The sequence below is a fragment of the Streptomyces sp. NPDC002306 genome (assembly GCF_053593435.1).
This window is the reverse complement of the sequence record NZ_JBSFCK010000020.1, coordinates 52739-73979: the sequence shown is the minus strand read 5'-3', so window position 1 is coordinate 73979 and position 21241 is coordinate 52739. Positions and strand designations below refer to the sequence as shown.

Sequence of the window (21241 nt, the reverse complement as noted above, 5' to 3'; positions counted from 1 at the left end):
CCCCTAGGACGGGGAGGGGCTTCGCGAGGTTGAGCACCGGCAGCCGGAACCGGCTCAGTACCAGTGGTTCGCCTGCCAGAAGGACCATGCCTCACAGGGGCTGCCGTAGCGGCCGTCCATGTAGCTGAGGCCCCACTTGATCTGGGTGGCCGGGTTCGTCTGCCAGTCCGAGCCCGCGGTGGAGTACTTGGAGGCGGGCAGCGCCTGGAACAGGCCGTAGGCGCCCGAGGAGGCGTTGACGGCGTGGTAGTTCCAGCTGGACTCGTGGTCCACGATGTTGCTGAAGCACTGGAACTGTGCGCTCGGCACCATCTGGCGCGCCATCGCCTGGATCTGCCCGACGGTGTAGGAGCTCTGCACGCTGAAGCTGGAGGCGTCACGCGTGCTGCGGCTCGCCGCCTCCTTCTCCTCTGCGCGCTTCTTGGCCGCCTTCTCGGCCGCCTCCTTCTTCGCGACGGCGCTCTCGGCGGCGGCCTTGCGGGCCGCCTCCTCGGCGTCCTTCTTGGCGCCCGCGTCGGCGGCGATGGCCTGGGCGTCGGCCTGCTGCGTCAGGGACGCGGTCTGCACCTGGGCCTGCTGACCCGCGGGGATGTCCGCGAGGAGCGTCGCGTCGCTTGCCGTCGCCTCTGCGTCGATGGGCTGCGCGCTGCTGCCCGAGGCAACACCGACGACGCTTCCGACGGCGGTGACCGCGGTGGCCGAGGCCACTGCGAATCCCCGGACCGAGATCCGGCTCACACGGTTTTCCTTCCAGCATCGCCCGCTTCGGTGACCCTGGCGGACGCAATCGTGCCCTTGACACTGGCCTCCCAACTACGGGGTCACGGGAGGCGCGGGCCCGGTGGGCAACTCCCGGTGAGGGAGCGCCGCGTGGAGAGCGGGCGGCATACGACGACGCTATGGAGTTGGCACTGGTGCTACTGCGGTTCCGCACCGCTGGGGGTACAGATGTGTCGTATGCGGGGCCTGACAGGACTGAGACTCTGCCGTAACCCGACGCCGGGAGGCAATTCTGAGTTGCGTGTGAAAGCTCACATCTTGTTTGGCCCCAGGGATTTCGCGAAACAACCACACGCGAAGGCGCCGCCCGACTAGGCTCATCGCCTTCTCGGACGGCGCCAACTACCGAGTAACCGGACTCGATCGGGCAACCGGGAAACGGTTTCTCAGATCTGTACGTCCTCCAGCATTTCGGTCACAAGCGCCGCGATCTGGGACCTCTCGGACCGGGTCAGCGTCACGTGCGCGAAGAGCGGATGACCCTTGAGTTTCTCCACCACGGCGACCACGCCGTCGTAGCGCCCGACCCGCAGATTGTCCCGCTGGGCCACGTCATGGGTCAGAACCACCCGGGAATTCGAGCCGATTCGGGACAGAACGGTCAGCAGAACGTTCCGTTCCAGCGACTGCGCCTCGTCCACGATCACGAACGCGTCGTGGAGCGAGCGCCCGCGGATGTGGGTGAGCGGGAGGACCTCCAGCATCCCCCGCGCGGTGATCTCCTCGATGACCTCACGGCTGGTGACCGCGGAGAGGGTGTCGAAGACCGCCTGGGCCCAGGGGCTCATCTTCTCGGACTCGGAGCCGGGCAGATAGCCCAGCTCCTGACCGCCCACCGCGTACAGCGGACGGAACACCATCACCTTCTGGTGCTGGCGGCGCTCCAGGACCGCCTCCAGACCCGCGCACAGCGCCAGCGCCGACTTGCCGGTGCCGGCCCGGCCGCCCATCGACACGATCCCGATGTCCGGATCGAGGAGGACGTCGAGCGCGATGCGCTGCTCGGCGCTGCGCCCCTTGATGCCGAACACCTCGCGATCCCCGCGCACCAGGCGGACATTGCCCTCCGGAGACACCCGGCCGAGCGCCTTGCCGCGCTCCGACTGGATGGTCAGGCCGGTGTGCACGGGAAGGTCGGAGGCCTCCGGCGCGTACACGTGCCCTTCCTCGAAGAGGATGTCCACCTGTTCGCCGGACAGCGTCAGTTCGGACATTCCGGTCCAGCCGGAGGAGCCCGTGATGGCGAGTTCGGCGCGGTACTCCTCGGCGAGGAGTCCCACGGACGACGCCTTGATCCTCAGCGGCAGGTCCTTCGACACGACGGTGACGTCGAACCCCTCGGCCTGAAGATTTCGGGCCACCGCGAGGATGCGGGAGTCGTTGTCCCCCAGGCGGTAGCCGGAAGGCAGCACGCTGGGGTCCGAGTGGTTGAGCTCGACACGCACCGTGCCGCCGAGTTCGCCGATCGGGATGGGGGAATCAAGACGGCCGTACCGGACCCGGTAGTCGTCGAGCAGGCGCAGGGCCTGCCGGGCGAAGTAGCCGAGTTCGGGATGGTGCCGCTTGGCCTCCAGCTCCGTGACCACGACGATCGGGAGCACCACTTCGTGCTCGTCGAACCGGGTCAGGGCGTTCGGGTCGGCCAGCAGGACGCTGGTGTCGAGAACATAGGTGCGCCGGTCTGGCATACGGCGCTTTGTGCTGGTCACCACGGAAGGACGTACCCCCTCGGATGAGGTCGGGGAGCGACGAGAAGGAGCTGGACCGGTTGACGGCGCCGATGCACGGCGGGCCGAGAACCGGCCCTCCGCGGCTGCGTCCGTGCGGGGAACACACGGTCGGGCTGGTGCAAAGGGCCTCCCGGGCGGACGGCCCCGAGCCGCCCGCTGAGATGCGGTACCCGTGGTTCGGGCACCGACCTGCTTGGCTTATGCCCTCGAACACGCACGGCCATGCCACGGCATATGACGGCGCGCCGGTGAACTCCGTGTTACGTCCGCGTCGAGCGGGACCCCGGGGGCCCCTTGTGGGCCGTACGGGTGACCAGGCCCCGTCCCGGATCCTCGCGAAGGGTCCCCCGACCCGTCCTAGCCGCCGTAACGGCGGTGACGTGCGGCGTAGTCGCGCAGCGCACGCAGGAAGTCGACCTTGCGGAAGGCCGGCCAGAAGACCTCACAGAAGTAGTACTCCGCATGGGCGGTCTGCCACAGCATGAAACCGGACAGCCGCTGTTCGCCGCTGGTGCGGATCACGAGGTCGGGGTCGGGCTGGGCGCCGGTGTAGAGATGGCGGCCGATCATGTCGACGTCGAGGGACTCGGCGAGCTCCTCCATCGAGACGCCCTTGTCGTGGGCGTCGAGGAGCATCGACCGGACGGCGTCGGCGATCTCCTGGCGGCCGCCGTAGCCGATGGCGACGTTGACCAGTATCCCGTCGACGTGGGCGGTGGCCTCCTCGGCCTCCTTCAGCACCGTCTGCATCCCGGACGGCAGCAGGTCGGAGGTGCCGACGTGGTGCACGCGCCAGCGGCCGTCGGCGGCGAGGGTGCGGACGACGTCCTCGATGATGCCGAGGAGCGGGACGAGCTCCTCCTTGGCACGGTCGAAGTTGTCCGTCGACAGCAGCCAGAGGGTGACGACCTCGACGTCCGTCTCGGTGCACCAGCCGAGGAACTCCTCGATCTTGTGCGCACCGGCCCGGTGGCCCTGCGCGGTGGTGGAACCCGCGGCCTTCGCCCAGCGTCGGTTGCCGTCCATGATCACGCCGATGTGCTTGGGCACCTGAGCGTGGTCCAGGTGGCCTTCCACCCGGCGTGCGTACAGCCTGACCAGCAGGCCGCGCAGCCTGTCGCGCAGGTTCACGTGATTGTCAGCCCCTCCGTACGGTGGCGGTCCCCGCGGGCGAAGCCTACCGCTGCGCGGCTGGGGCGCTGTTCCGGGGGCAGGTGGGGGCCGGCGGGCACGGTGGCGGGGGCAGGTGAGGGCGGGCGCGGTGCCGACGCCGGGGCCGGGGCCGGTGGGGATCGGCGTGGCGCCGGCAGGAGGCGGACGAGGGTGGGCTCGGGGCGCGGGAATGCGTTCGCAAGGTTTCCCGGGCCCCTCTGGCGGGGTCTCGCCGAGCCCCGGGAACGGGGTCGGGGTGCTTCGGCGGCGCCTCGCGGACGGCCGGGCGGCGGGCCGCTCCCGGGGCCGGAGGCCACGGCGCTCGCGGGTGCGGAGAGGGATGGGCTCGCGGGCCGGCGAGGGGGCCGTTCGCGGCGGCGGGGAGCCGGCTGCTCGCGGGCACAAAAAAACGGGCCGGTCCGTGGGGGGGAGACGGACCGGCCCGAGGGGGGGTTTCCACCATAACCCTTCGTAAGTGATGCTGCGTGCATCGGCGCCCCACAACTACTCTCCGCAGTCGGATGACGACGCCTCGGTGGCCGCGGAAGGGGGGATTCAGGGGCCGCCCATGGCCGAAACAGGGCGGATTGCCGGGTGTTTCGCCTGAGATGCGGAGAGATCCCGAGGGTTTGGTGTGTCTGGAGGGCCCCGGGCGTGTCGCCCTCGGTTCCCCCCGACGGGCGACCCCGACCGCGAACGCGGCCTTGACGCCGGAGCGCCGTCAGCCCCCACAGGCCCGGCACCGCGCAGCCCCCTCCACTGCGCGGTACCGCCGCGCAGCTTTGCTCACGCGAATTGCCTTGGCCGAATTTACGTGAGGCCGGGACGTGGAGGCGAGCCGTACCGATAACGATGTGGAAACCCTGTGGAGAATCGCCGGGCGATCTGTCCAGGCGCGAGCGGATCACCCGATTCGCCCCCTACCCGAGGGGGACGCCGGGCCCGCCCGGGTGAACTCGGCGAGGCGAGCGGGCGGGTGGCCGACGACCGTTCCTGGCCACTTCCCGCCGACGGCCCGAAAACGGTGGAACCGGCGCCCGGATGCCGCTCATGGCGTGTCGACCGCCAGAGGCCGGCGGGCGTCGACGAGGTGGCGCGTGCTGTGGGCGACGAACGGGCCCTCCGCCTCGATGCGCTCGTGCAGGGCGCGCAGCCTCGGCTCGTACGCCGCCACCGTGAAGCCGGGGACCATCCAGATCACCTTGCGCAGGAAGTGGACGACGGCGGCGATGTCGTGGAACTCCACCCGCAGCCGCTCGGCCCGCAGCCCGACGATCTCCAGCCCGGCCGCCTCGGCCTCGGCGCGCTCACGGTCGGGGTGACGGGGGCCCAGTGCCGGGTCCGGCAGCGGGCCCAGGAAGTGGTCGACGAGTTCGTGGACGCTGCCGGGTCCCACGTGCTGGGCGAAGTACGTGCCGCCGGGGGCGAGGACCCGGGCGATCTCCGTCCACCGGGGCCGTACGGGGTGGCGGCTGACGACCAGGTCGAAGGTGCCGTCCGCGAAAGGCAGCGGTGCCTCCTCCGGGGCGGCGACGACCGCGACGCCGCGCGGGCGGAGCAGGGCGGTGGCCCTGGCCGTGTTGGGCGGCCAGCCCTCGGTGGCGGCGGTCAGCGGGGGTGTCCGGGCGGCACGGCCGAGGGCGAAGTCGAGTACCTCCCCTCCCCCGGTCTGCACGTCGAGCGCGGCGGTGGCCCCCGCCAGGCGTCCCGCCATCGCCACCGCGTAGCCCCAGGACGGCCGCTCCTCGGTGGCCCGGCCCTCGAACCAGGAGAAGTCCCAGCCGTCGGTGGGCACGGCGGCACCTTCCGCGAGGAGGTCCGCGAAAGCGCCCTCCGGGCCCAAGGCGTCCTTGGTGTCGTCCATGTCGTAGGGGTCCCCGGTGTCACGCATACGGTGATCGTGGCAGGACGGTGTCAGTGCGCGCTGCTAGTTTTCGGCGGCATGACGCGACCTGACGCCGACAGTGCTTCCGACGGCCCCGCCGTGCCCGCCCTGCCCGCCGACCCCGGCATGCCGTACCGGGGCGGTGAGAAGGAGACCCTGCACGAGAGCCTGGACCGGCACCGGGACGCGGTGGTGTGGAAGCTGGAGGGGCTGGACGACGAGCAGGTGCGGCGGCCGATGACACCCTCGGGAACCAGTCTGCTCGGGCTGGTGAAGCATCTCGGGTCGGTGGAGTACGGCTGGTTCGTGGAGACCTTCGGCCGCGAGACCGAACCGCTGTGGTTCGACCCCTACGAGGACGAGGACATGCGCGCGGACCAGGGCGAGACGACCGAACAGATCCTCGCCTTCTACGCCCGTGCCCGCGCCGCCGCCGACCGCACCATCGCCGAGCTGTCCCTGGACGCCCCGGGCCGGCCGGCCTGGCGCGACCACGAGGTGTCGCTGCGCTGGGTCCTCGTCCACATGGTCGAGGAGACGGCGAGACACGCGGGCCACATGGACGTCGTACGGGAGCTGATCGACGGCGCCACGGGACATCGCCGGCCGTAGTGAACGGGCGGTCAGCCGAGCAGCGGCCGTACCTCCTCGGCCGTGAACCGTACGAAGCCCTCGGGGTCGGGCTCGTCCCCCGTCGGCTGGAGGATCACCGTGTCGGCGCCCGCGTCGGCCAGCCGCCGGACCGCCTCGGCGACGGCGGTCGCGTCCCCGGCGACGCCTAGGCCGGGGACGTCGGCGACGCCCTCGTACGCCAGTTCGGCGCGCAGCCGGGCGGTGGCGTCGGGGCCGGTCGCGGCGAGGAGGTAGACGACGATCCGGTGCGGGTCGGTGCGCCGGGCCGCCTCACGGCCCTCGTCGATCAGCCGACGGGCCCGGCGGACGCCGTCGGGCGCGGTGGAGGCGGTCAGGACGGTGCCGTCGGCGGCCTCGCCGGACAGCCGCAGGGTGCGCGGTCCGGTGGCGCCGGCCAGCACCTCGACGGGGGCGCCCCGCGGCGGCCAGTCCAGGCCGACGTCATCGAGCCTGACGTACCGTCCGTCGGTGGTCAGGCGCTCCCCGCGCAGCAGGGCGCGCAGCGCCTCCAGGTGCTCGCGCAGGAGGGTCAGCGGGGACTCCGCGCGAGCCCCGACCTGCCCCATCCAGTCCTGGACGCCGTGTCCGACGGCGAGGGTCGCACGGCCCGGGAACATCCGGTGCAGCGAGGCGGCCTCCATCGCGGTGACGGCCACGTTGCGCAGCGGCACGGGCAGCAGGCCGACCCCGACCCGCACGCGCTCGGTCCACGCGAGCGCGGCCGCCGCCGTCGAGATCCCGCCCTCGCGGAAGCAGTCCTCCCACAGCCAGAGCTCTTCGAGGCCCGTCTCGTCCGCGAGGCGGGCCACCGCGCGCAGCCGCTCGGGAGGGAGTTGGGGACGGAACACCGCGCCGAGTCCGGTCATGCGGCCTTCCTATCGGGCCCCGGCCCGCACGACAACTCCTTTACCGGCGGGCGCCGTGGGCGGTTACCGCCGGGACGGAACGGGGGAGGTGACCGGCATGGGGAGACGCTGGCGGGACGGGCGGGGCGAACTGGTGGTGCGGCGGGGGCCGGAGGGGGAGGCCGACGGCGGGGGCGAGGGGGACTCGGTGACCGTGGCACTGGAGATCGCCACCTCGTACCGGGCCCGTACGAAGGGTCTGCTGGGCCGTGACTCCGTCGACGGGGCACTCCTGCTCTCCCCGGCGAGTGGCGTGCACACCTTCGGCATGCGCATCCCCATCGACGTGGCCTACGTCGACCGCCGCCTGCGTGTCATCGCCGTCCGGACGATGAGACCGGGGCGGCTGGGGCTGCCCCGGCCGCGCTCCCGGCACGTCCTGGAGGCGGAGGCCGGCGCGATGGCCCGGTGGGGGCTGCGGACCGGGTCGCTGGTCGCCGTCCGCCCGGAGTGACCCGGCCGCGCGTCAGCTCTCCGAGCGCGGGAAGGAGACCTCGACCCGCCGGTTCTTCTTCCGGCCCTCCTCCGTGGCGTTCGACGAGATCGGGTACTGCTCGCCGTAGCCGCGCACCTCGAACGTGATGCTTGCGTCGTTCAGGTCCTGGGAGAGGACGTCCTGCACGGCGTTGGCGCGCTGCTTCGACAGGACGTCACCGTGGGCCGAGCTGCCGAGGTCGTCGGTGAATCCGAAGACGCGCACGTTCGTCGCGTTCTGCTTCTTGATCTCCTCGGCGATCGCGGCGATCCGCGCCTTCGCGTCGGCGCCCAGCTTCGCGCTGTCCTTGCCGAACAGCACCTCCGCCTGGAGGGCGAACTTCACGGACGAGTTGGTGTCCTCCCGGCGCTCGTCCCCGGACTGGTCCTCCACGACCGACTTGATGTCGAGGACTTTGGGGGAGGCGAGGGTGGCGCCCTCGGGCAGCTTGAGATCCGGATCGTTCGGGTCGACCTCGACGGGGGCGGAGGCGGAGGCCTCGGTGCCGGGCGGCACGCTGGGAGCGTCGTCGGCCCGGGCCGTGGTGGCCGCGTAGATGTTCGCGGCGAGCAGGGCGGTGAGAGCGAGGGCGAGGCGGGTCATGGTGGGCCTCAGCCGGAGATCGTGATGGTGGCGGTGGGGAAGGTCGGCAACTGGAAGCTGACCTCGGTCGTGCCGGCGGGGGGCGCCGGGAACTGCATGAAGATCGGCACTGTCGCGCCCGGCTCGATTGTCTGGACCCCGGCGGTGGTGAGTGGCCGCCCGTCCGTGTCCCTAAGCACGTAGTAGCGCTTCTTCCCCTTGGAATCCACGAGGGTCGCGCCGCCGAACGACTGGCCGTTCTTCATGATCTCGGTCTCGTTGCCGGTGAGCTGGGACGACAGCACGCTCGTCTTGCTCCCGTCGTTCTTGAGCTCGGCGTTGACGGTGACGAACCCACCGGCGTCCCGCGCGGCTGACGTGATCTTCAAGTTCAGGCCGTCCGGTCCCCTGAGTTCGGCCAGGGGCTCGTCAGACTGCCCCTCCTGAGTGCTGGGATTGGACCCGTCGCCCTTCGTGGCGGAAGCCGACGCCTCCGGCTTCTTGTCGTCGCCGCCGCCCCCGCCGCAGCCGGCCATCCCCAGAGTCAGGCCGGTCACCACGGTCAACGCGACCATCCCGCTGCGGGCCTTCGCAGTGAACCGAATGCTCATCGCTCTGCTTCCTTCACTCGTCGTTCGCAAGTCTGGCCAGGTGGACGTCGAAGAGATCCTCGGGTCGCGGGAGCGTCGCGATGTCGTCCGGGTCCGGATCCCAGTCCCCGTCCTTGCAGGTGAGATGGGGCAGTACGTCGTCCCCGGCGTCCTCCCCCGGGAGCGCGAACGTACAGAGCGGCTCGATCACGGCGGTGGCGGACGCGTCCGCGTACGTGTTCTCCGTGCCGGGAACGACCGAGTCCCCGACCGGCTTGTCCGTCCGCACCTGGACCGTGTAGCTGAGGAAGCCGTCCGGGCCGCAGTCGGTCACATGGGCATCGTTCTGCGCGGCGAGCTGGTAGGCCCGCCAGCACGAGGCGACGACCGGGACGTCGCCGTCGAGGATGTCCTGCCACTTCGTCGGGTCGAGTACGTCCGTGACCCACTGGCGCGCGAGTTGGTCCCGGGTGTCCTGGGCCGCGGCGAGGGCCGCCGCGTCGGCCGCCGTCTGGGCGCCGTTCCGGTTCGCCGCCGCCTGCCCGACCGCGAGGTAGGCCAACGCAAGGAAGAGCAGGCCCGCCACCACCGTGATGTAGATGGGGAAGGCCTGCCCTGCGTCACCGCCGTACCTGCGCGAAGGGATCAAGTGATCTCGGTGATCTTCGCCTTGATCTTGTCGAGGATCGCCTTGCCGATATCCGTACCGGTGATAGCCAGCACGATCGCCACCACCACCGCGATGATGCCCAGATACTCGACCGCCGTCTGGCCCGCGTCGCCGCCTCGGCGGCGCATCGCCTCCGCCGTCGTGTTCTTCCAGCCGTTCACGCGGACCTTGGCCGCGACGGCCGTCCTCAGCATGAGGTCGCTCATGGTGTGCTCCTCCAGGTGTCGCGTCGCAGGGAACGTACGCCGGAACACCTGACTCCGAGAAGGGTCCCGGGACCCATTTCCGGGCCCAGTCCAGGCCCAGCCGGCCGCTCCCCCGCCCGGTCATCGGGTCACCCCGAGCCACTTGGCGGTGGCCTGCGCCCGGGTCGTGCTGTGCAGCTTGGCGAAGATCCGGTTGATGTGGTTCTTGACGGTCTTCTCGCTGATGAAACACGTGGCGGCGATCTGCTGGTTGCTCATGCCCGATGCGATGAGATCCATGATCTCCGCCTCTCTCGTGCTGAGTTGAGCCGCCGACGCCGGCGAGGACGTCGAAGACGACTGTCCCACATCCGGTTGCATGTGCGAAAGGTTTTGTGGAGAAGTTGTACGCGACAAAGGCTGAGACGCCTCCTCGCCATGTGCAGTCGCACCCGCCTCCCGCAGTTGCGCCAGCAGCGCGTCCGCCGCGGTCGACGTGAAATGGGCCCGGCCGTCCCTGATGTCCCGTACCGCTGCGACGAGTTGGTCCACGGTGAACTCTCCGTGGACCAGATAGCCGCCCGCGCCCCTGAGCAGGGCCTCCCGGACCGTCTCCGACTCCCTGGTGTACGTCAGCATCACCACCGGGGCGATCCGGACCAGGTACGGAAGGGCCGAGAGGCCGTCCACGCCGGGCATGCGGACGTCCAGGAGGACCACGTCGGGGCGGTGGCGGTCGGCCGCCTCGCAGGCCTCGTGCCCGTCGGCGGCCTGCGCGACGACCGTGATGTCCTCGCGGCCCGAGAGCAGGGCCGTGAGCCCCGCGCGGACCACGGGGTTGTCGTCCGCCACGACGACACGCAGGGGCTTCACGGGGGTGCGCAGCGGTCGGTCCGTCATCTCGGGGCCTCCTCTCGGGCCGTGGCCGCGGCAAGCTCCAGTTCGAGGCTGACCTCGGTGCCCCGGAGGTGGCCGCCGCGGCCGATGTGGATGCGGGCGCCGACCGCCGCGGCCCGTTCGACCATGCCGAGCATCCCGAAATGGCCCTCGCTACAGAGCCGTTCGAGGGTCGTGTCGGGGGGCAGACCGCGGCCGTCGTCGTAGACGCTGATGCGCAGCAGGTCGCCGTGGACGCCGGCGCGGACGTCGACGTGGGTCGGGGCGGCGTGCCGGTGGGCGTTCTCCATGGCCTCGGCGGCGATGGTCAGGAGCTGGCGGGCCACGGCGGGCGGGAGGGCGGGCGGGTCCTTGGCGGGCTCGCCGGTGGGGTGGTAGGTGGCCGGGAGACCGGTACGGGTACTGAAGTCGTCGGTTCGGGCGGCCAGTTCACCCAGGACGTCGGTGGCGTCGGGGGCGGTCCGGGCGCGCAGGTCGGTGAGGAGTTCGCGGGACTCGGCGGCGGCGCGGCGGGCCGAGCGGGCGACCAGTTCCGCCTGCTGCCGGACCAGGGCGGGGTCCATCCGGTCCGTACGGGCGGTGCCGGCCAGGGCCTCCGCCGCCAGGGCTACTCCGTGCAGGGTCTTCGCCACCGAGTCGTGCATCTCGCGGGCCAGGCGCGCCCGTTCGGCGGCCACCGCCTCCGTCACGGCCAGCCGGGACTGCACGGCGGTCAGGGCGTGGGTGGCGGCGCCGAAGCGCAGCAGCAGGCCGCGCAGGGTCGAGCCGAGGGCGCCGGTGATGACGCACAGGCCGGGCAGGAGCAGGGATTCGGCGAGGTCGGCGCGCAGGTCCCTCGTCGCCGCGTAGACCAGCAGGAGTATCCCCGACTGGAGGGAGGCGAAGCAGGCCGCGCCGCGCCAGCTGTAGACGATGCCGGCGAGGAGGGGGGTGCAGACGCTGACGTAGGCGAGGGTCGTGTCCGGGCCCGCGGAGATCAGGAGCAGCGAGCCGAAGAGGGTGTCCACGGCCAGCAGGGTGGGGTGGCGCAGCAGGAGCGGGCCGAAGCGCTCCCAGTCACGGAAGAGGACGTAGCTCGTCATGAAGGTGACGACCACGGCCGCTCCCACCAGGCGCGCGCCCAGGCCGGGTTGGGCGTTGAGCAGGGCGGCGGGGGTGGCCAGGGCGATCATCGCGAGGCGGAAGCCGAACACCTGGCGGCACATCGCCTGGAGGGCGTTGACCTGGATGGGGATCGTCGGGGGCGCGACGGCTTTCCCCCCGGCCGCCGGCGTCACCGCACCCGCTTCCGGCGCCGACGCCGCGCCCGTCGTCGCACCCGCCGCCGCCGTCTTCGACCGCTCCCGGCCGCGTCGCAGCCGTACGCCGCGTCGCCTCGGCTTCCGCGTCATCGTCGCCGTCATCCGCCCCGCCTACTTCCCCGTGATGGAGCCGAAGTCCGTGCCCGAGCCCAGGAGCAGGCCCGCGCCGAGCAGGAGCATGGTGGCCGGGACCATGAACGTGGTGATCACCAGCGTGGCCCTGGGGACCGCGCGGGCGGCCTTGCGGCGGGCGTTCTGCGCGTCCGTACGGCGCATGTCCTTGGCGATGGCCACCAGCGTGTCGACGATGGGGGCGCCCAGTTCCTCGCCCTGCTGGAGGGCCGTCACGAACATCGCGACCTGTTCGGAGTCGTTGCGGCGGCGCAGTTCCGCGAAGGCCTGGCGGCGGCTCATGCCGAGGTCCATCTGGCGCAGGGTGATGCGGATCTCGTCCGCCCACGGGCCCTCGTAGCGGGTCGCCACGCGGTCCAGCGCCTGGCGGAAGCCGAGTCCGGCGCCGACCACGACCGCGAGGACGTCCAGGAAGTCCGGCAGCGTGCGCTCGATGACGTCCCGGCGGATACGGATGGCCGCCCATATGCCGACCTCGGTCCAGAACGCGCCGAAGGCCAGCAGGAGCAGGGCCATGAGGTACTGGCCGCGCAGCGCGAAGACCAGCGCGCCCAGGCCGCCGAGCGCGCCGTAGACCGCGCGGCGGGCCGCGTAGCGGTCGATCGTGAGGCCGCCCGGGTTGCCCGCCAGGTCGATCCTGCGGCGGTACCGCGCGACCAGCCTGGGACCCATCAGGCGCAGTACGGCGGGGGCGTACCGCATGCCGAGCCGGTCGACGAGGGAGTCGACCGCGCCGGTGCGGGTGGCGCCGACCTCCAGGGCCAGCGCGAGGTCGGTGGGCAGCTTGACGTCCGCCCGGTACATGCGGATGCCGGCGAAGACACCCCACACGCTCAGGCCCATGAGCAGGGCCAGCGCGATTCCTACCTGTGGTCCGGTCACGAGATCCTCTCCTCTCCCGCGCTCAGACGTCGATCCGGGACATACGGCGGATGAGGACGAACCCGACCGCGTACAGCCCGAAGGCGATGATCACGCAGGCCTGCCCGGCGGTCGAGCCGGTCATCCGGTCCAGGGCGCCGTCCTTGACCCCGTTCATCAGGAACAGGGAGCCGATGCCGAGGACGGGGACGGCGTACGACGTCATGTTGACCTGGGAGAGCTGGGTGCGGATCTCGCGCCGGGTCTCCTTGCGTTCCTCCAGCGTCTCGGTGAGGTTGCGCAGCGCGCCCACCACCTGGCCGCCCGCCCGGTTGGACAGGACGAGCGTGGTGACCAGCACGACGAGTTCGCGTGACGGCAGCCGGTCCGCGAGTTCACCCAGCGCGTCGTCGAGGGACTGGCCGAGGGCCAACTGGTCGGCGACCTTGCCCAGTTCCTCACCGGCCGGGGCCTCCAGTTCCTCCGCCGCCATGCCGATCGCGGTGCGCAGGGCGAGGCCAGCCTGGGTGGCGTTGGCCAGGATGCGGGCGAGTTCGGGGAGTTGGTTGATGAACTTCTCGATGCGTTTCTGGCGTTGCCAGTTCAGGAACTGGAGGGCGGCCCAGATGCCGAGGACGCCGGCGATCGGGCCGAAGAAGGGGGCCAGGGAGGCCTGGCCGACCAGGAAGAGGCCGGCCACCGTCGCCGCCATGTAGGCGAAGAACTCGCCGGGGGTCACGTCCAGGCCCGTCGCGGCCAGCTTCAGTTCCAGCTTCCGGCCCGTCTTCGTGCGGCGCAGTCGGCGGTCGAGGTTGCGGAAGCGGCGCCGACGGCCGATGACGGGGACCTGGCCGGTGTGCGACAGCCGCTCGACGAGCGCGGCCCGCTGCGCCCGGCCGGTGGCGTAGACGTGCAGGCCGATGACGGCGAGGGCGCAGGTCAGCAGGGTGACGCCGGTGGTGAGGGTGATGCGCGTCTGGAGATCCATGGGGGAGGGTCCGTCCTGTCTCTACGTCTTCGCCGTCTCTACCTGGCTTCGCGGATGGCCAGCTGGTCCGTCGTGTGGGCGACGCCGAAGGCCTGGGGGAGGGGCTGGCTCGCCATGTAGAGGCGGTCGGCGGTACGGCGTGGGAGCGGGTGGTACTGGAAGGCGCCGTAGACCCGGCCGTCGGCGGCCATCGGCCGGGCGTCGAAGCGGGCCACGGTGGTGAGCCGGTAGGGCTCGCCGCCCTGGCTGTCGAGGAGGGCGACCTCGGTGACGCGGCGGGCGCCGTCGGCGAACCGGGTGAGCTGGATGAGGACGTCGACGGCGCTGTTGATCTGGTCGTGCAGCGCGACGAAGGGGATCTCGACGTCCGACATGGAGGCCAGGGTCTGGAGGCGGGTGAGGGCGTCCTCGGCGCTGTTGGCGTGGACGGTGGCGAGCGAGCCGTCGTGGCCGGTCGACATCGCCTGGAGCATGTCGAGGGACTCGCCGCCGCGGACCTCGCCGACCACGATCCGGTCGGGACGCATACGCAGCGAGTTGCGGACCAGGTCGCGGATGCTGACCTGGCCGTTGCCCTCGACGTTCGGGGGCCGGGACTCCAGGCGGATCACGTGCGCCTGCTGGAGCTGGAGCTCCGCCGAGTCCTCGATGGTGATGATGCGTTCGCCGCCGGGGATCAGACCGGACAGGGCGTTGAGCAGGGTGGTCTTCCCGGTGCCGGTCGCGCCGGAGACGATGATGTTGAACTTGGCCTGCACCAGGGCCGCGAGCAGGAACAGCATGTGTTCGTCGAGGGAGCCGAAGGAGACCAGTTCCTGGAGCGTGTACGAGCGCGGGAAGCGGCGGATGGTGAGGATCGGCCCGGTCAGCGACAGCGGGGGGATGATGACGTTGACGCGCTCACCGGACGGGAGGCGGGCGTCGACCATCGGGTTGGACTCGTCGACCCGGCGGTTGACCGTGGAGACGATGCGTTCGATGGTCTGCATCAGCTGCTCGGCGGAGGCGAAGCGCAGGGGCAGTTGCTCGACGCGGCCGCCGCGTTCCACGAAGATCGCGTCCGGGCCGTTGACCATGATCTCCGTGATCGACGCGTCCTCCAGGAGCGGTTCCAGGATGCCGAGGCCCAGCGCCTCGTCGACGACCCGGCGGATCAGCTGGGAACGCTCGACCGTGGACAGGACCGGGCCCTCGCGGCTGATGATGTGCCCGAGCACCCGTTCCAGGCGCGCCCTGCGTTCGGCCGCGGCCAGCGAGCCCATCTCCGCGAGGTCGATCTCCTCCAGGAGCTTGGCCCGGTAGGAGGCGACCAGATGGCCGTCCTCGCCCCGGCTGCCGTTCTCCTCGGGGGAGTTGATACGTGCCCGCAGGCTCATGGTCCTGTGCTCCTAGCTCGTACGGTCCCTGTGCGGTAGTCGGGCCGGTGGTCCGTGGGCATCGCGGGTCGCGCCCGCCCGGGTCAGTGGTCCTTGGGCATCGTGGCGGTTCTGCTCGCCCGGCCGAAGTCCCAGCCGGGGACGACGGAGGGGATCTCGATGGCCGCGGTGACCCGCACGGAGTCCCCCAGGTCCGCGTCGGCACAGGACGTGCCGTCGGCCAGCCAGTCGCTGACGGCGTTCTGGCACGCCCCCTGGGAGCCCTGGTCGAGCGAGGCGCTGCGCGCCCCGGCGCGGGCCGCGGTGCCGGCCTGCTGGGCGGTGTAGGCGATCAGTCCGAGCTGGACACCGGCCAGGGCGACCAGGAGCAGGATCGGGATGAACCCGAGGTACTCGATGGCCACCTGGCCGCGATCGCGTGACCTGACGTCGTACGGCATCTCAGCGCTTCGCCTCCTCCACCGCGCCCGCCTCGCCGTGGACGGTGAACGGGAAGGCGACCGCGCCCGGGAAGAGGACGGGCACCTTGAGGGAGACGGAGGAACGCACATAGCCGCCTCCGGTGGTGCAGTTCACCTGGGCGCCCCCTTTCCACGCGTCCGACAGCTTGTCCAGGCCCGCCTGCGCGCAGGCCGCCTGGCGCTCCCCCGGTCGCGCCGCCGTGCCCGCGCGCGCCGCCTCGTCCGCAGCATTCCCGGCGAGCGTGAAGGTGTATCCCACGAGGACGAACTGCCACAGCAGCACCAGCGTGACAATGATGAGCGGGGTCATCCCGAGGAACTCGACGGTGACTTGGCCCTGGTCCGAGCGGAGAACTCCCCGGACCGAGCGGGGGACTGCCTGGCCCGACCGGAGGGCTCCCCGAACCGAACTGGATCCTCCCCGGCCCGACCGGAGGGCTCCCCCGTCCAGCCCGTGAACTCCGCCGACCACCCGGCGGGCTCCCCCGTCCGACCATCGGCCTCCCCCGCCCACCCGGCCGGCTCCGCGTATCCCGTTCATCCTCCGCCGCCCTTCCGGCGTCGCAGGCTCACCGCGCCCCGTTCGCCGCCCCGGGGCCGGCCGCCGCGGTGGCCGCTCTCCGGGGTTTTGACCAGGCCGAGTTCGGCGGCGAGGGTCCACAGCGCCTGCTTCACGGTGCTCCGGTTGTCGAGGGCGTGGATACGGCCCGCGTCGACGGCGGCCTGGAGTTCCTTGAAGTTGGCGGGGATCGTGGTGGCGGCGATCCCCGTGCCGGTGATCCGCTGGATCAGCGGGGGCTGGATCTCCGTACCCCGGGTGTGGCGGTTGACGACGACCGTCGTCTCCTCGGCCTTGCGGACCTGGAGGCGGTCCCACATGCGGACCGTGCGCTTGGCGCCCCGGACGGCGACCACGTCGGGCGTGGTGACCAGCAGCGCGGTGTCCGCCATCTCGACGGCGGCCGCGCCGGGGCCGCCCAGCTGAGCGCCGCAGTCGATGACGACGACCTCGTAGCGGGAGCGCAGCGCGCTGACCAGCTGGCGGGCGGCCCGGTCGGTGACCTCCTCGCCGCGTTCGCCCTCGCCCGGGGCGAGCAGCAGGGCGACGCCGGTGTCGTGGCGGAAGACGGCGTCGGCCAGGACGCGCGGCGAGATGTCGCTGATGGTGGCGAGGTCGACGACCGAGCGGCGGAACTGCACATCGAGGTAGGAGGCGATGTCGCCGGTCTGGAGGTCCAGGTCGACCAGGGCCGTGCCGCGGCCGGACGCCTGCGCGGCCAAGGCGAGTTGGACGGCCGTGAGGGTGGTCCCCACGCCACCTTTCGCCCCGCTGACCGTGACGACCCTGCCGCCGACGCCCGGCAGTACGTCGGCGCCGTGGCCCAGGTGACGGCGTACCCCGACCGACCACTGGGCCACCGCCTGGACGCGGCTGGCGAGCTCCTCGTAGCTCAGCGGCAGGGAGACCAGGCCGCGGGCCCCGGAGTCCATGGCGGCGGCGAACAGGCCGGGGCCGGCGTCGGTGGTGACGAGGATGACGCCGACCGCGGGGAAGCGCAGGGCGACCTCGCGGATGAGTTCGAGGGCGGGGACGGGACCGATGCGTTCGTGGACGACCACGACCTCGGGCAGTTCGTCGAACGACTCGGCGGCGAGCCGGGCGAGGGTGTCGACGAGCTGGGTGGAGTCGACGACCGGGGGGACCGGCTCGGCGTCCGGGAGCTGGCTGAGCAGGGTGGTGATGGACCGGACCGCGTCCGCGTCGCCGACGGCCGGGAGGATCCTCGTAGGCATGGGGGGGCCTCCTACTTGTCGTTCGCGAGTTCGTAGGTCCGGTCCTTGTCGGGGACCGTGGTGCTGCCGCCCGGCGCGACGAGTGCGAGCCGTACCCGCTGGGCGAAGGACTCCGCGTAGGTGATGCGCTGGGCGTCGATGGTGGACAGCGCGAAGGTGATCGGGACGGCGTCGGTGGGCTCCTGGGTGCGGTTGTCGGCGTTCGGCTCCAGGGCGGTCAGCTCGCCGACGTCGAGCACCTTCGCGTTGGTCACGATGATCTTGGACTGGGCGGGATCGCCCTCACGCTCGCCCTTGAAGGTGGCGTACACGTTGACCGAGGAACCGGGCGTGATCTTGCCGGCGACACCGGTCGCCGCGTCGATCATGATGGCGACCTCCTGCTGCCCGGGCTGGAGCGCGGGCTGGTCCACGATCATGTCGCTCTGGAGCAGGGAGCCCTCGCGCAGCGTGGTGACGGCGATCTTGCCCCGGATGGCGGTCAGATCGGTGACCGCGTTCTCCGACAGCCAGCGCTCGGGCATCCTGACCTTCTTGAACTGGGCGGCGCTGAGAGGGGCGTAGGGCGCCACGTCCGTCCTGAGCTCGTACGCCGTGACCTCGGGGCCGACCTTGGACTTCACGTCGCTGATGACGGACAGGACACCGGCGAACGCGCCCAGGGCGCAGACGACCGACAGGAGCAGGAGAAGCACGCCGCGGCGCTGACGGGAGTTCATGAACCGTGCAACCTCATTGGGGGAATCGGTCGAGCGGGCTACGGGAGTCGGCGGGAGCAGGGCGGTCGGGGAAGGCGGCCGAAGAAGGCGCGTCAGCCGGCCGGGACCGGAAGGTCGTGGACGGGCGGGGTGGCGGAGCAGAACACACAGCGGTCGCCGATGACGTCGATGCCACACCAGTGGCAGGCGGTCTGCCGCACCGAGGTCACCAGCTGGTAGAGCACCGACAGGTCGGGCAGGTAGGCGCAGAACTCGACCAGCTTCCCGGTCCCCCACCACTGCGCGGACTCGGCCGGCAGCGGCACCTCCCGCAACCCTTGGACGTTCCAGGACGGGGCGAGGGTGCCGGTGACCCAGTCGGACGCCAGCTGCCCCTTGGCCACCAGCATCGAGGTGGCGAACTCGGGCCCCGCCAGGGTCACTCCGGGGCCGACCCGCGCCAGTTGCGGGGCGGGGTGGGCGAGCACGGCGAACTGGCTGCCCGGCACCCAGGACCTGGTGTGCGCCTTCAGGTCGACGGGGACGCGGTCGAGTCTGGCGACGGAGCCGAGGAGCGCCCCGGTGTGCAGGTAGTGGGTGAGGAGCCGGCCCGCCGAGGCGAGCACGCCGGGGCTGAGGTCACAGGACGCCAGCTGCCGCAGCTGGCGGGCCAGGACGGCGGTCCCGAGCGGCGGCAGCTCCGGGTCGAACAGGGCGATCCGGTCGCTCTCCAGGAGGGAGCGAATGGTGTGCAGCCGCTCCGTCGTCGCGGCCGGGGCGGCCGCCGAGCTCAGGACGATCACGTGCCCGTACTGCTCGATCAGCGCCTGGACGGCCGCCAGGGCCTGGTCGAGCGGTTGTCGGTCGAGGTCGCGCAGCACGGCGGCGGGTACGGTCCGCTCGTCCTGCGCCGGCAGCGCCATGTCGGCACCGGTCACGGCGATGGCTGTTGGCACGCGCAGCTCCCCGTCCCTCACGCCTGTCGGCGCACCGGTGTGACTCCGGTACACCGAGGTGACTTCACTGCGTGACTACCTGAGCACTGTATCCACGGCTCTGTGACCGGAGAACAGCGTTTGTATAGCTGAGAGGGAACTGTCGTTGCGCAAGTCACGGCAAAACAGGGCAGGTTACGCATCGCGCCGGACAACTGCGGCCCTGGCGACGGATTCGGTATGGACCTCTTGACAACCCCAATTGGTCTGGACCAACTTGTACGTCCAACGGTGACCACCGTCCGCCCTCGCTCCACCTCCCGCCCCACCTCTCGCTCCGCACCGCGTTCGGCCCGTCGCTCCACCCGTCGCGCCACCTTTCGCGCCCCCCTTTCGCTCCACCCCTTCTCCGTACGGCGCTCAAGCTCCGTACTCCCCACCGCACTCCGCACCGCACTCCGCCCCTCCCCCCCCACTTCTTCTCCCCACCGGAGGCCCCAGTGGATCGCGCACCAGCCCTCCCCAGACGCACCCGTCTCTGGGCGGCCACCGCCACGGCCGCCCTCGCCCTGACCCTGGGCACGACGAGCCCCGCGTCGGCGGCCGACATCAACAACGTGAAGAACGCCGGTTACGAGTCCGGGCTGTCCAACTGGACCTGTTCCGCCGGCAGCGGCGCCACCGTCTCCTCCCCGGTGCACGGCGGCTCGGCCGCCCTGAAGGGGACACCGGCCGGCCAGGACAACGCCAAGTGCACCCAGACGGTCGCCGTCAAGCCCAACTCGACGTACACGCTGAGCGCGTGGGTGCAGGGCGGCTACGCCTACCTGGGCGCGACCGGCACGGGCACCACGGACGTGTCGACGTGGACGCCGGACTCGGCGTCCTGGAAGCAGCTGACGACGACGTTCACGACCGGCTCCGCCACGACCTCGGTGACGGTCTACACGCACGGCTGGTACGGCCAGGTGCCCTACTACGCCGACGATGTCTCGGTCTTCGGCCCCGACGGCGGCGGAGGCACCGACCCGGCGCCGACCGTCCCGTCCGCGCCGGGCGGCCTGGCGGTGTCCGGCACGACGTCCTCGTCCGTCTCCCTCGCCTGGAACACGGTCTCGGGCGCGACGGGCTACAACGTCTACCGGAGCGGCACGAAGGTCACCGCGGTGACCGGCACCTCGGCGACCGTGACCGGGCTCGCGGCGTCCACCTCGTACTCCTTCCAGGTCACCGCGACCAACGCGGCGGGCGAGTCGCCGAAGTCGGCGACCGTGACGGCGACGACGGCCCCGACCGGCGGCGGAGGCGGCACCCTGCCCAAGCACGCCGTCACCGGCTACTGGCAGAACTTCAACAACGGGGCCACGGTCCAGAAGATCTCGGCCGTACCCGCCCAGTACGACATCATCGCGGTGGCCTTCGCGGACGCCACGACGACACCGGGCGCGGTGACGTTCAACCTGGACTCGGCGGGCCTCGGCGGCTACACCGTCGACCAGTTCAAGGCCGACATCAGGGCCAAGCAGGCGGCCGGGAAGAAGGTCATCGTCTCGGTCGGCGGCCAGAACGGCACGGTGTCGGTGAACGACGCGACGTCGGCGGCGAACTTCGCCAACTCGGTCTACTCCCTGATGCAGACGTACGGCTTCGACGGCGTCGACATCGACCTGGAGAACGGCCTCAACGCGACCTACATGTCCCAGGCGCTGCGGTCGCTGTCGGGGAAGGCGGGCCCGTCGCTGATCATCACGATGGCTCCGCAGACCATCGACATGCAGTCGACGTCGAACACGTACTTCCAGACCGCGCTGAACATCAGGGACATCCTGACGGTCGTCAACATGCAGTACTACAACAGCGGTTCGATGCTCGGCTGCGACGGCAAGGTGTACAGCCAGGGGTCGGTGGACTTCCTCACCGCCCTCGCCTGCATCCAGCTGCAGGGCGGCCTCTCCCCCTCCCAGGTGGGCCTCGGGCTGCCGGCCTCGACGAGCGGCGCGGGCAGCGGCTACGTGTCGCCGACCGTGGTGAACAACGCCCTGGACTGCCTGGCCAAGGGGACCGGGTGCGGCAGCTTCAAGCCGTCGCGGACCTACCCCGACCTGCGGGGCGCGATGACCTGGTCGACGAACTGGGACGCGTCGGCGGGCAACGCGTGGTCGAACGCGGTGGGGCCGCACGTGCACGCGCTGCCGTGACCGGCGTACGTCC

The 21241-nt window shown here is 71.4% G+C and carries 22 protein-coding genes; 3 read left to right on the top strand and 19 right to left on the bottom strand.

Annotation, left to right across the window (positions count from 1 at the left end):
* Window positions 1-54: 54 nt before the first annotated feature.
* The 4 genes from ACWCQK_RS29640 to ACWCQK_RS29625 form a co-directional block, all read right to left on the bottom strand.
* Window positions 55-738: an aggregation-promoting factor C-terminal-like domain-containing protein gene (locus ACWCQK_RS29640; RefSeq protein WP_451160065.1), complete on the bottom strand. Its 684-nt coding sequence runs from the start codon at window positions 736-738 to the stop codon at window positions 55-57.
* 428 nt (window positions 739-1166) lie between these two features.
* Window positions 1167-2492: a PhoH family protein gene (locus tag ACWCQK_RS29635; protein WP_451160063.1), complete on the bottom strand. Its 1326-nt coding sequence runs from the start codon at window positions 2490-2492 to the stop codon at window positions 1167-1169.
* Between the two features lie 375 nt (window positions 2493-2867).
* Window positions 2868-3641, bottom strand: a complete 774-nt coding sequence (locus ACWCQK_RS29630; protein ID WP_451160061.1) for an isoprenyl transferase — start codon at window positions 3639-3641, stop codon at window positions 2868-2870.
* A 1069-nt stretch (window positions 3642-4710) separates the two neighbouring features.
* Window positions 4711-5526, bottom strand: a complete 816-nt coding sequence (locus ACWCQK_RS29625; RefSeq protein WP_451160167.1) for a class I SAM-dependent methyltransferase — start codon at window positions 5524-5526, stop codon at window positions 4711-4713.
* 147 nt (window positions 5527-5673) lie between these two features.
* Between ACWCQK_RS29625 and ACWCQK_RS29620 the strand changes: the two genes are divergently transcribed.
* Entirely contained in the window at window positions 5674-6159 is a 486-nt protein-coding gene (locus ACWCQK_RS29620; protein WP_451160165.1) for a DinB family protein, read from the top strand.
* A gap of 11 nt (window positions 6160-6170) precedes the next feature.
* Here the strand turns inward: ACWCQK_RS29620 and ACWCQK_RS29615 are convergent, their stop codons facing one another.
* Window positions 6171-7046 (bottom strand): LLM class flavin-dependent oxidoreductase, encoded by an 876-nt coding sequence (locus ACWCQK_RS29615; protein ID WP_451160059.1) that lies wholly within the window; start codon window positions 7044-7046, stop codon window positions 6171-6173.
* A 97-nt stretch (window positions 7047-7143) separates the two neighbouring features.
* Between ACWCQK_RS29615 and ACWCQK_RS29610 the strand changes: the two genes are divergently transcribed.
* A complete protein-coding gene (locus ACWCQK_RS29610) occupies window positions 7144-7539 on the top strand; it encodes a DUF192 domain-containing protein (RefSeq protein ID WP_451160058.1) in 396 nt (131 codons plus the stop codon).
* Window positions 7540-7551: 12 nt separating this feature from the next.
* Here the strand turns inward: ACWCQK_RS29610 and ACWCQK_RS29605 are convergent, their stop codons facing one another.
* The 14 genes from ACWCQK_RS29605 to ACWCQK_RS29540 form a co-directional block, all read right to left on the bottom strand.
* Entirely contained in the window at window positions 7552-8163 is a 612-nt protein-coding gene (locus ACWCQK_RS29605) for an OmpA family protein (RefSeq protein ID WP_451160057.1), read from the bottom strand.
* Window positions 8164-8171: 8 nt separating this feature from the next.
* Entirely contained in the window at window positions 8172-8753 is a 582-nt protein-coding gene (locus ACWCQK_RS29600; protein WP_451160055.1) for a hypothetical protein, read from the bottom strand.
* A gap of 13 nt (window positions 8754-8766) precedes the next feature.
* Entirely contained in the window at window positions 8767-9378 is a 612-nt protein-coding gene (locus ACWCQK_RS29595; protein WP_451160163.1) for a pilus assembly protein TadG-related protein, read from the bottom strand.
* Window positions 9378-9608 carry a hypothetical protein gene (locus ACWCQK_RS29590; RefSeq protein WP_451160053.1) on the bottom strand — a complete coding sequence of 77 codons (231 nt, stop codon included), beginning with the start codon at window positions 9606-9608 and terminating at the stop codon, window positions 9378-9380. The genes ACWCQK_RS29595 and ACWCQK_RS29590 overlap by 1 nt, the downstream gene beginning before the upstream one ends.
* Window positions 9609-9728: 120 nt before the next feature.
* Window positions 9729-10487, bottom strand: a complete 759-nt coding sequence (locus ACWCQK_RS29585; protein ID WP_451160051.1) for a response regulator — start codon at window positions 10485-10487, stop codon at window positions 9729-9731.
* Window positions 10484-11887 (bottom strand): sensor histidine kinase, encoded by a 1404-nt coding sequence (locus ACWCQK_RS29580; protein WP_451160049.1) that lies wholly within the window; start codon window positions 11885-11887, stop codon window positions 10484-10486. The genes ACWCQK_RS29585 and ACWCQK_RS29580 overlap by 4 nt, the downstream gene beginning before the upstream one ends.
* Window positions 11888-11896: 9 nt before the next feature.
* Window positions 11897-12799: a DUF5936 domain-containing protein gene (locus ACWCQK_RS29575; RefSeq protein ID WP_451160047.1), complete on the bottom strand. Its 903-nt coding sequence runs from the start codon at window positions 12797-12799 to the stop codon at window positions 11897-11899.
* Window positions 12800-12821: 22 nt separating this feature from the next.
* Complete coding sequence (locus ACWCQK_RS29570; RefSeq protein ID WP_451160045.1) at window positions 12822-13766, bottom strand: type II secretion system F family protein; 945 nt, start codon at window positions 13764-13766, stop codon at window positions 12822-12824.
* Between the two features lie 38 nt (window positions 13767-13804).
* Window positions 13805-15142: a CpaF family protein gene (locus ACWCQK_RS29565; protein ID WP_451160041.1), complete on the bottom strand. Its 1338-nt coding sequence runs from the start codon at window positions 15140-15142 to the stop codon at window positions 13805-13807.
* Between the two features lie 83 nt (window positions 15143-15225).
* On the bottom strand, window positions 15226-15582 hold the full coding sequence (locus ACWCQK_RS29560) for a TadE/TadG family type IV pilus assembly protein (RefSeq protein WP_451160039.1): 357 nt from the start codon (window positions 15580-15582) through the stop codon (window positions 15226-15228).
* Between the two features lies 1 nt (window position 15583).
* Window positions 15584-15913: a pilus assembly protein gene (locus ACWCQK_RS29555; RefSeq protein ID WP_451160037.1), complete on the bottom strand. Its 330-nt coding sequence runs from the start codon at window positions 15911-15913 to the stop codon at window positions 15584-15586.
* A 227-nt stretch (window positions 15914-16140) separates the two neighbouring features.
* Window positions 16141-17397: an AAA family ATPase gene (locus tag ACWCQK_RS29550; protein ID WP_451160035.1), complete on the bottom strand. Its 1257-nt coding sequence runs from the start codon at window positions 17395-17397 to the stop codon at window positions 16141-16143.
* 11 nt (window positions 17398-17408) lie between these two features.
* The gene (gene cpaB / locus ACWCQK_RS29545) at window positions 17409-18116 is read right to left on the bottom strand and encodes a Flp pilus assembly protein CpaB (protein ID WP_451160033.1); all 708 of its coding nucleotides are present in this window, start codon (window positions 18114-18116) and stop codon (window positions 17409-17411) included.
* Between the two features lie 92 nt (window positions 18117-18208).
* Window positions 18209-19018, bottom strand: coding sequence for a hypothetical protein (locus ACWCQK_RS29540; protein ID WP_451160161.1), 810 nt, complete (start codon window positions 19016-19018; stop codon window positions 18209-18211).
* Between the two features lie 512 nt (window positions 19019-19530).
* On the opposite strand from ACWCQK_RS29540, the gene ACWCQK_RS29535 reads away from it, so the two are divergent.
* A complete protein-coding gene (locus ACWCQK_RS29535) occupies window positions 19531-21228 on the top strand; it encodes a chitinase (protein WP_451160031.1) in 1698 nt (565 codons plus the stop codon).
* The last annotated feature ends 13 nt before the right edge of the window (window positions 21229-21241 follow it).

Coding starts and splice junctions, on each gene's coding strand:
- ACWCQK_RS29605 (WP_451160057.1), bottom strand. CDS start 8,163: ATGACCCGCCTCGCCCTCGCTCTCACCGCCCTGCTCGCCGCGAACATC.
- ACWCQK_RS29560 (WP_451160039.1), bottom strand. CDS start 15,582: ATGCCGTACGACGTCAGGTCACGCGATCGCGGCCAGGTGGCCATCGAG.
- ACWCQK_RS29540 (WP_451160161.1), bottom strand. CDS start 19,018: ATGGCGCTGCCGGCGCAGGACGAGCGGACCGTACCCGCCGCCGTGCTG.
- ACWCQK_RS29610 (WP_451160058.1), top strand. CDS start 7,144: ATGGGGAGACGCTGGCGGGACGGGCGGGGCGAACTGGTGGTGCGGCGG.
- ACWCQK_RS29585 (WP_451160051.1), bottom strand. CDS start 10,487: ATGACGGACCGACCGCTGCGCACCCCCGTGAAGCCCCTGCGTGTCGTC.
- ACWCQK_RS29615 (WP_451160059.1), bottom strand. CDS start 7,046: ATGACCGGACTCGGCGCGGTGTTCCGTCCCCAACTCCCTCCCGAGCGG.
- ACWCQK_RS29620 (WP_451160165.1), top strand. CDS start 5,674: ATGCCGTACCGGGGCGGTGAGAAGGAGACCCTGCACGAGAGCCTGGAC.
- ACWCQK_RS29590 (WP_451160053.1), bottom strand. CDS start 9,608: ATGAGCGACCTCATGCTGAGGACGGCCGTCGCGGCCAAGGTCCGCGTG.
- cpaB (WP_451160033.1), bottom strand. CDS start 18,116: ATGAACTCCCGTCAGCGCCGCGGCGTGCTTCTCCTGCTCCTGTCGGTC.
- ACWCQK_RS29600 (WP_451160055.1), bottom strand. CDS start 8,753: ATGAGCATTCGGTTCACTGCGAAGGCCCGCAGCGGGATGGTCGCGTTG.
- ACWCQK_RS29625 (WP_451160167.1), bottom strand. CDS start 5,526: ATGGACGACACCAAGGACGCCTTGGGCCCGGAGGGCGCTTTCGCGGAC.
- ACWCQK_RS29570 (WP_451160045.1), bottom strand. CDS start 13,766: ATGGATCTCCAGACGCGCATCACCCTCACCACCGGCGTCACCCTGCTG.
- ACWCQK_RS29555 (WP_451160037.1), bottom strand. CDS start 15,913: ATGACCCCGCTCATCATTGTCACGCTGGTGCTGCTGTGGCAGTTCGTC.
- ACWCQK_RS29580 (WP_451160049.1), bottom strand. CDS start 11,887: ATGACGGCGACGATGACGCGGAAGCCGAGGCGACGCGGCGTACGGCTG.
- ACWCQK_RS29550 (WP_451160035.1), bottom strand. CDS start 17,397: ATGCCTACGAGGATCCTCCCGGCCGTCGGCGACGCGGACGCGGTCCGG.
- ACWCQK_RS29565 (WP_451160041.1), bottom strand. CDS start 15,142: ATGAGCCTGCGGGCACGTATCAACTCCCCCGAGGAGAACGGCAGCCGG.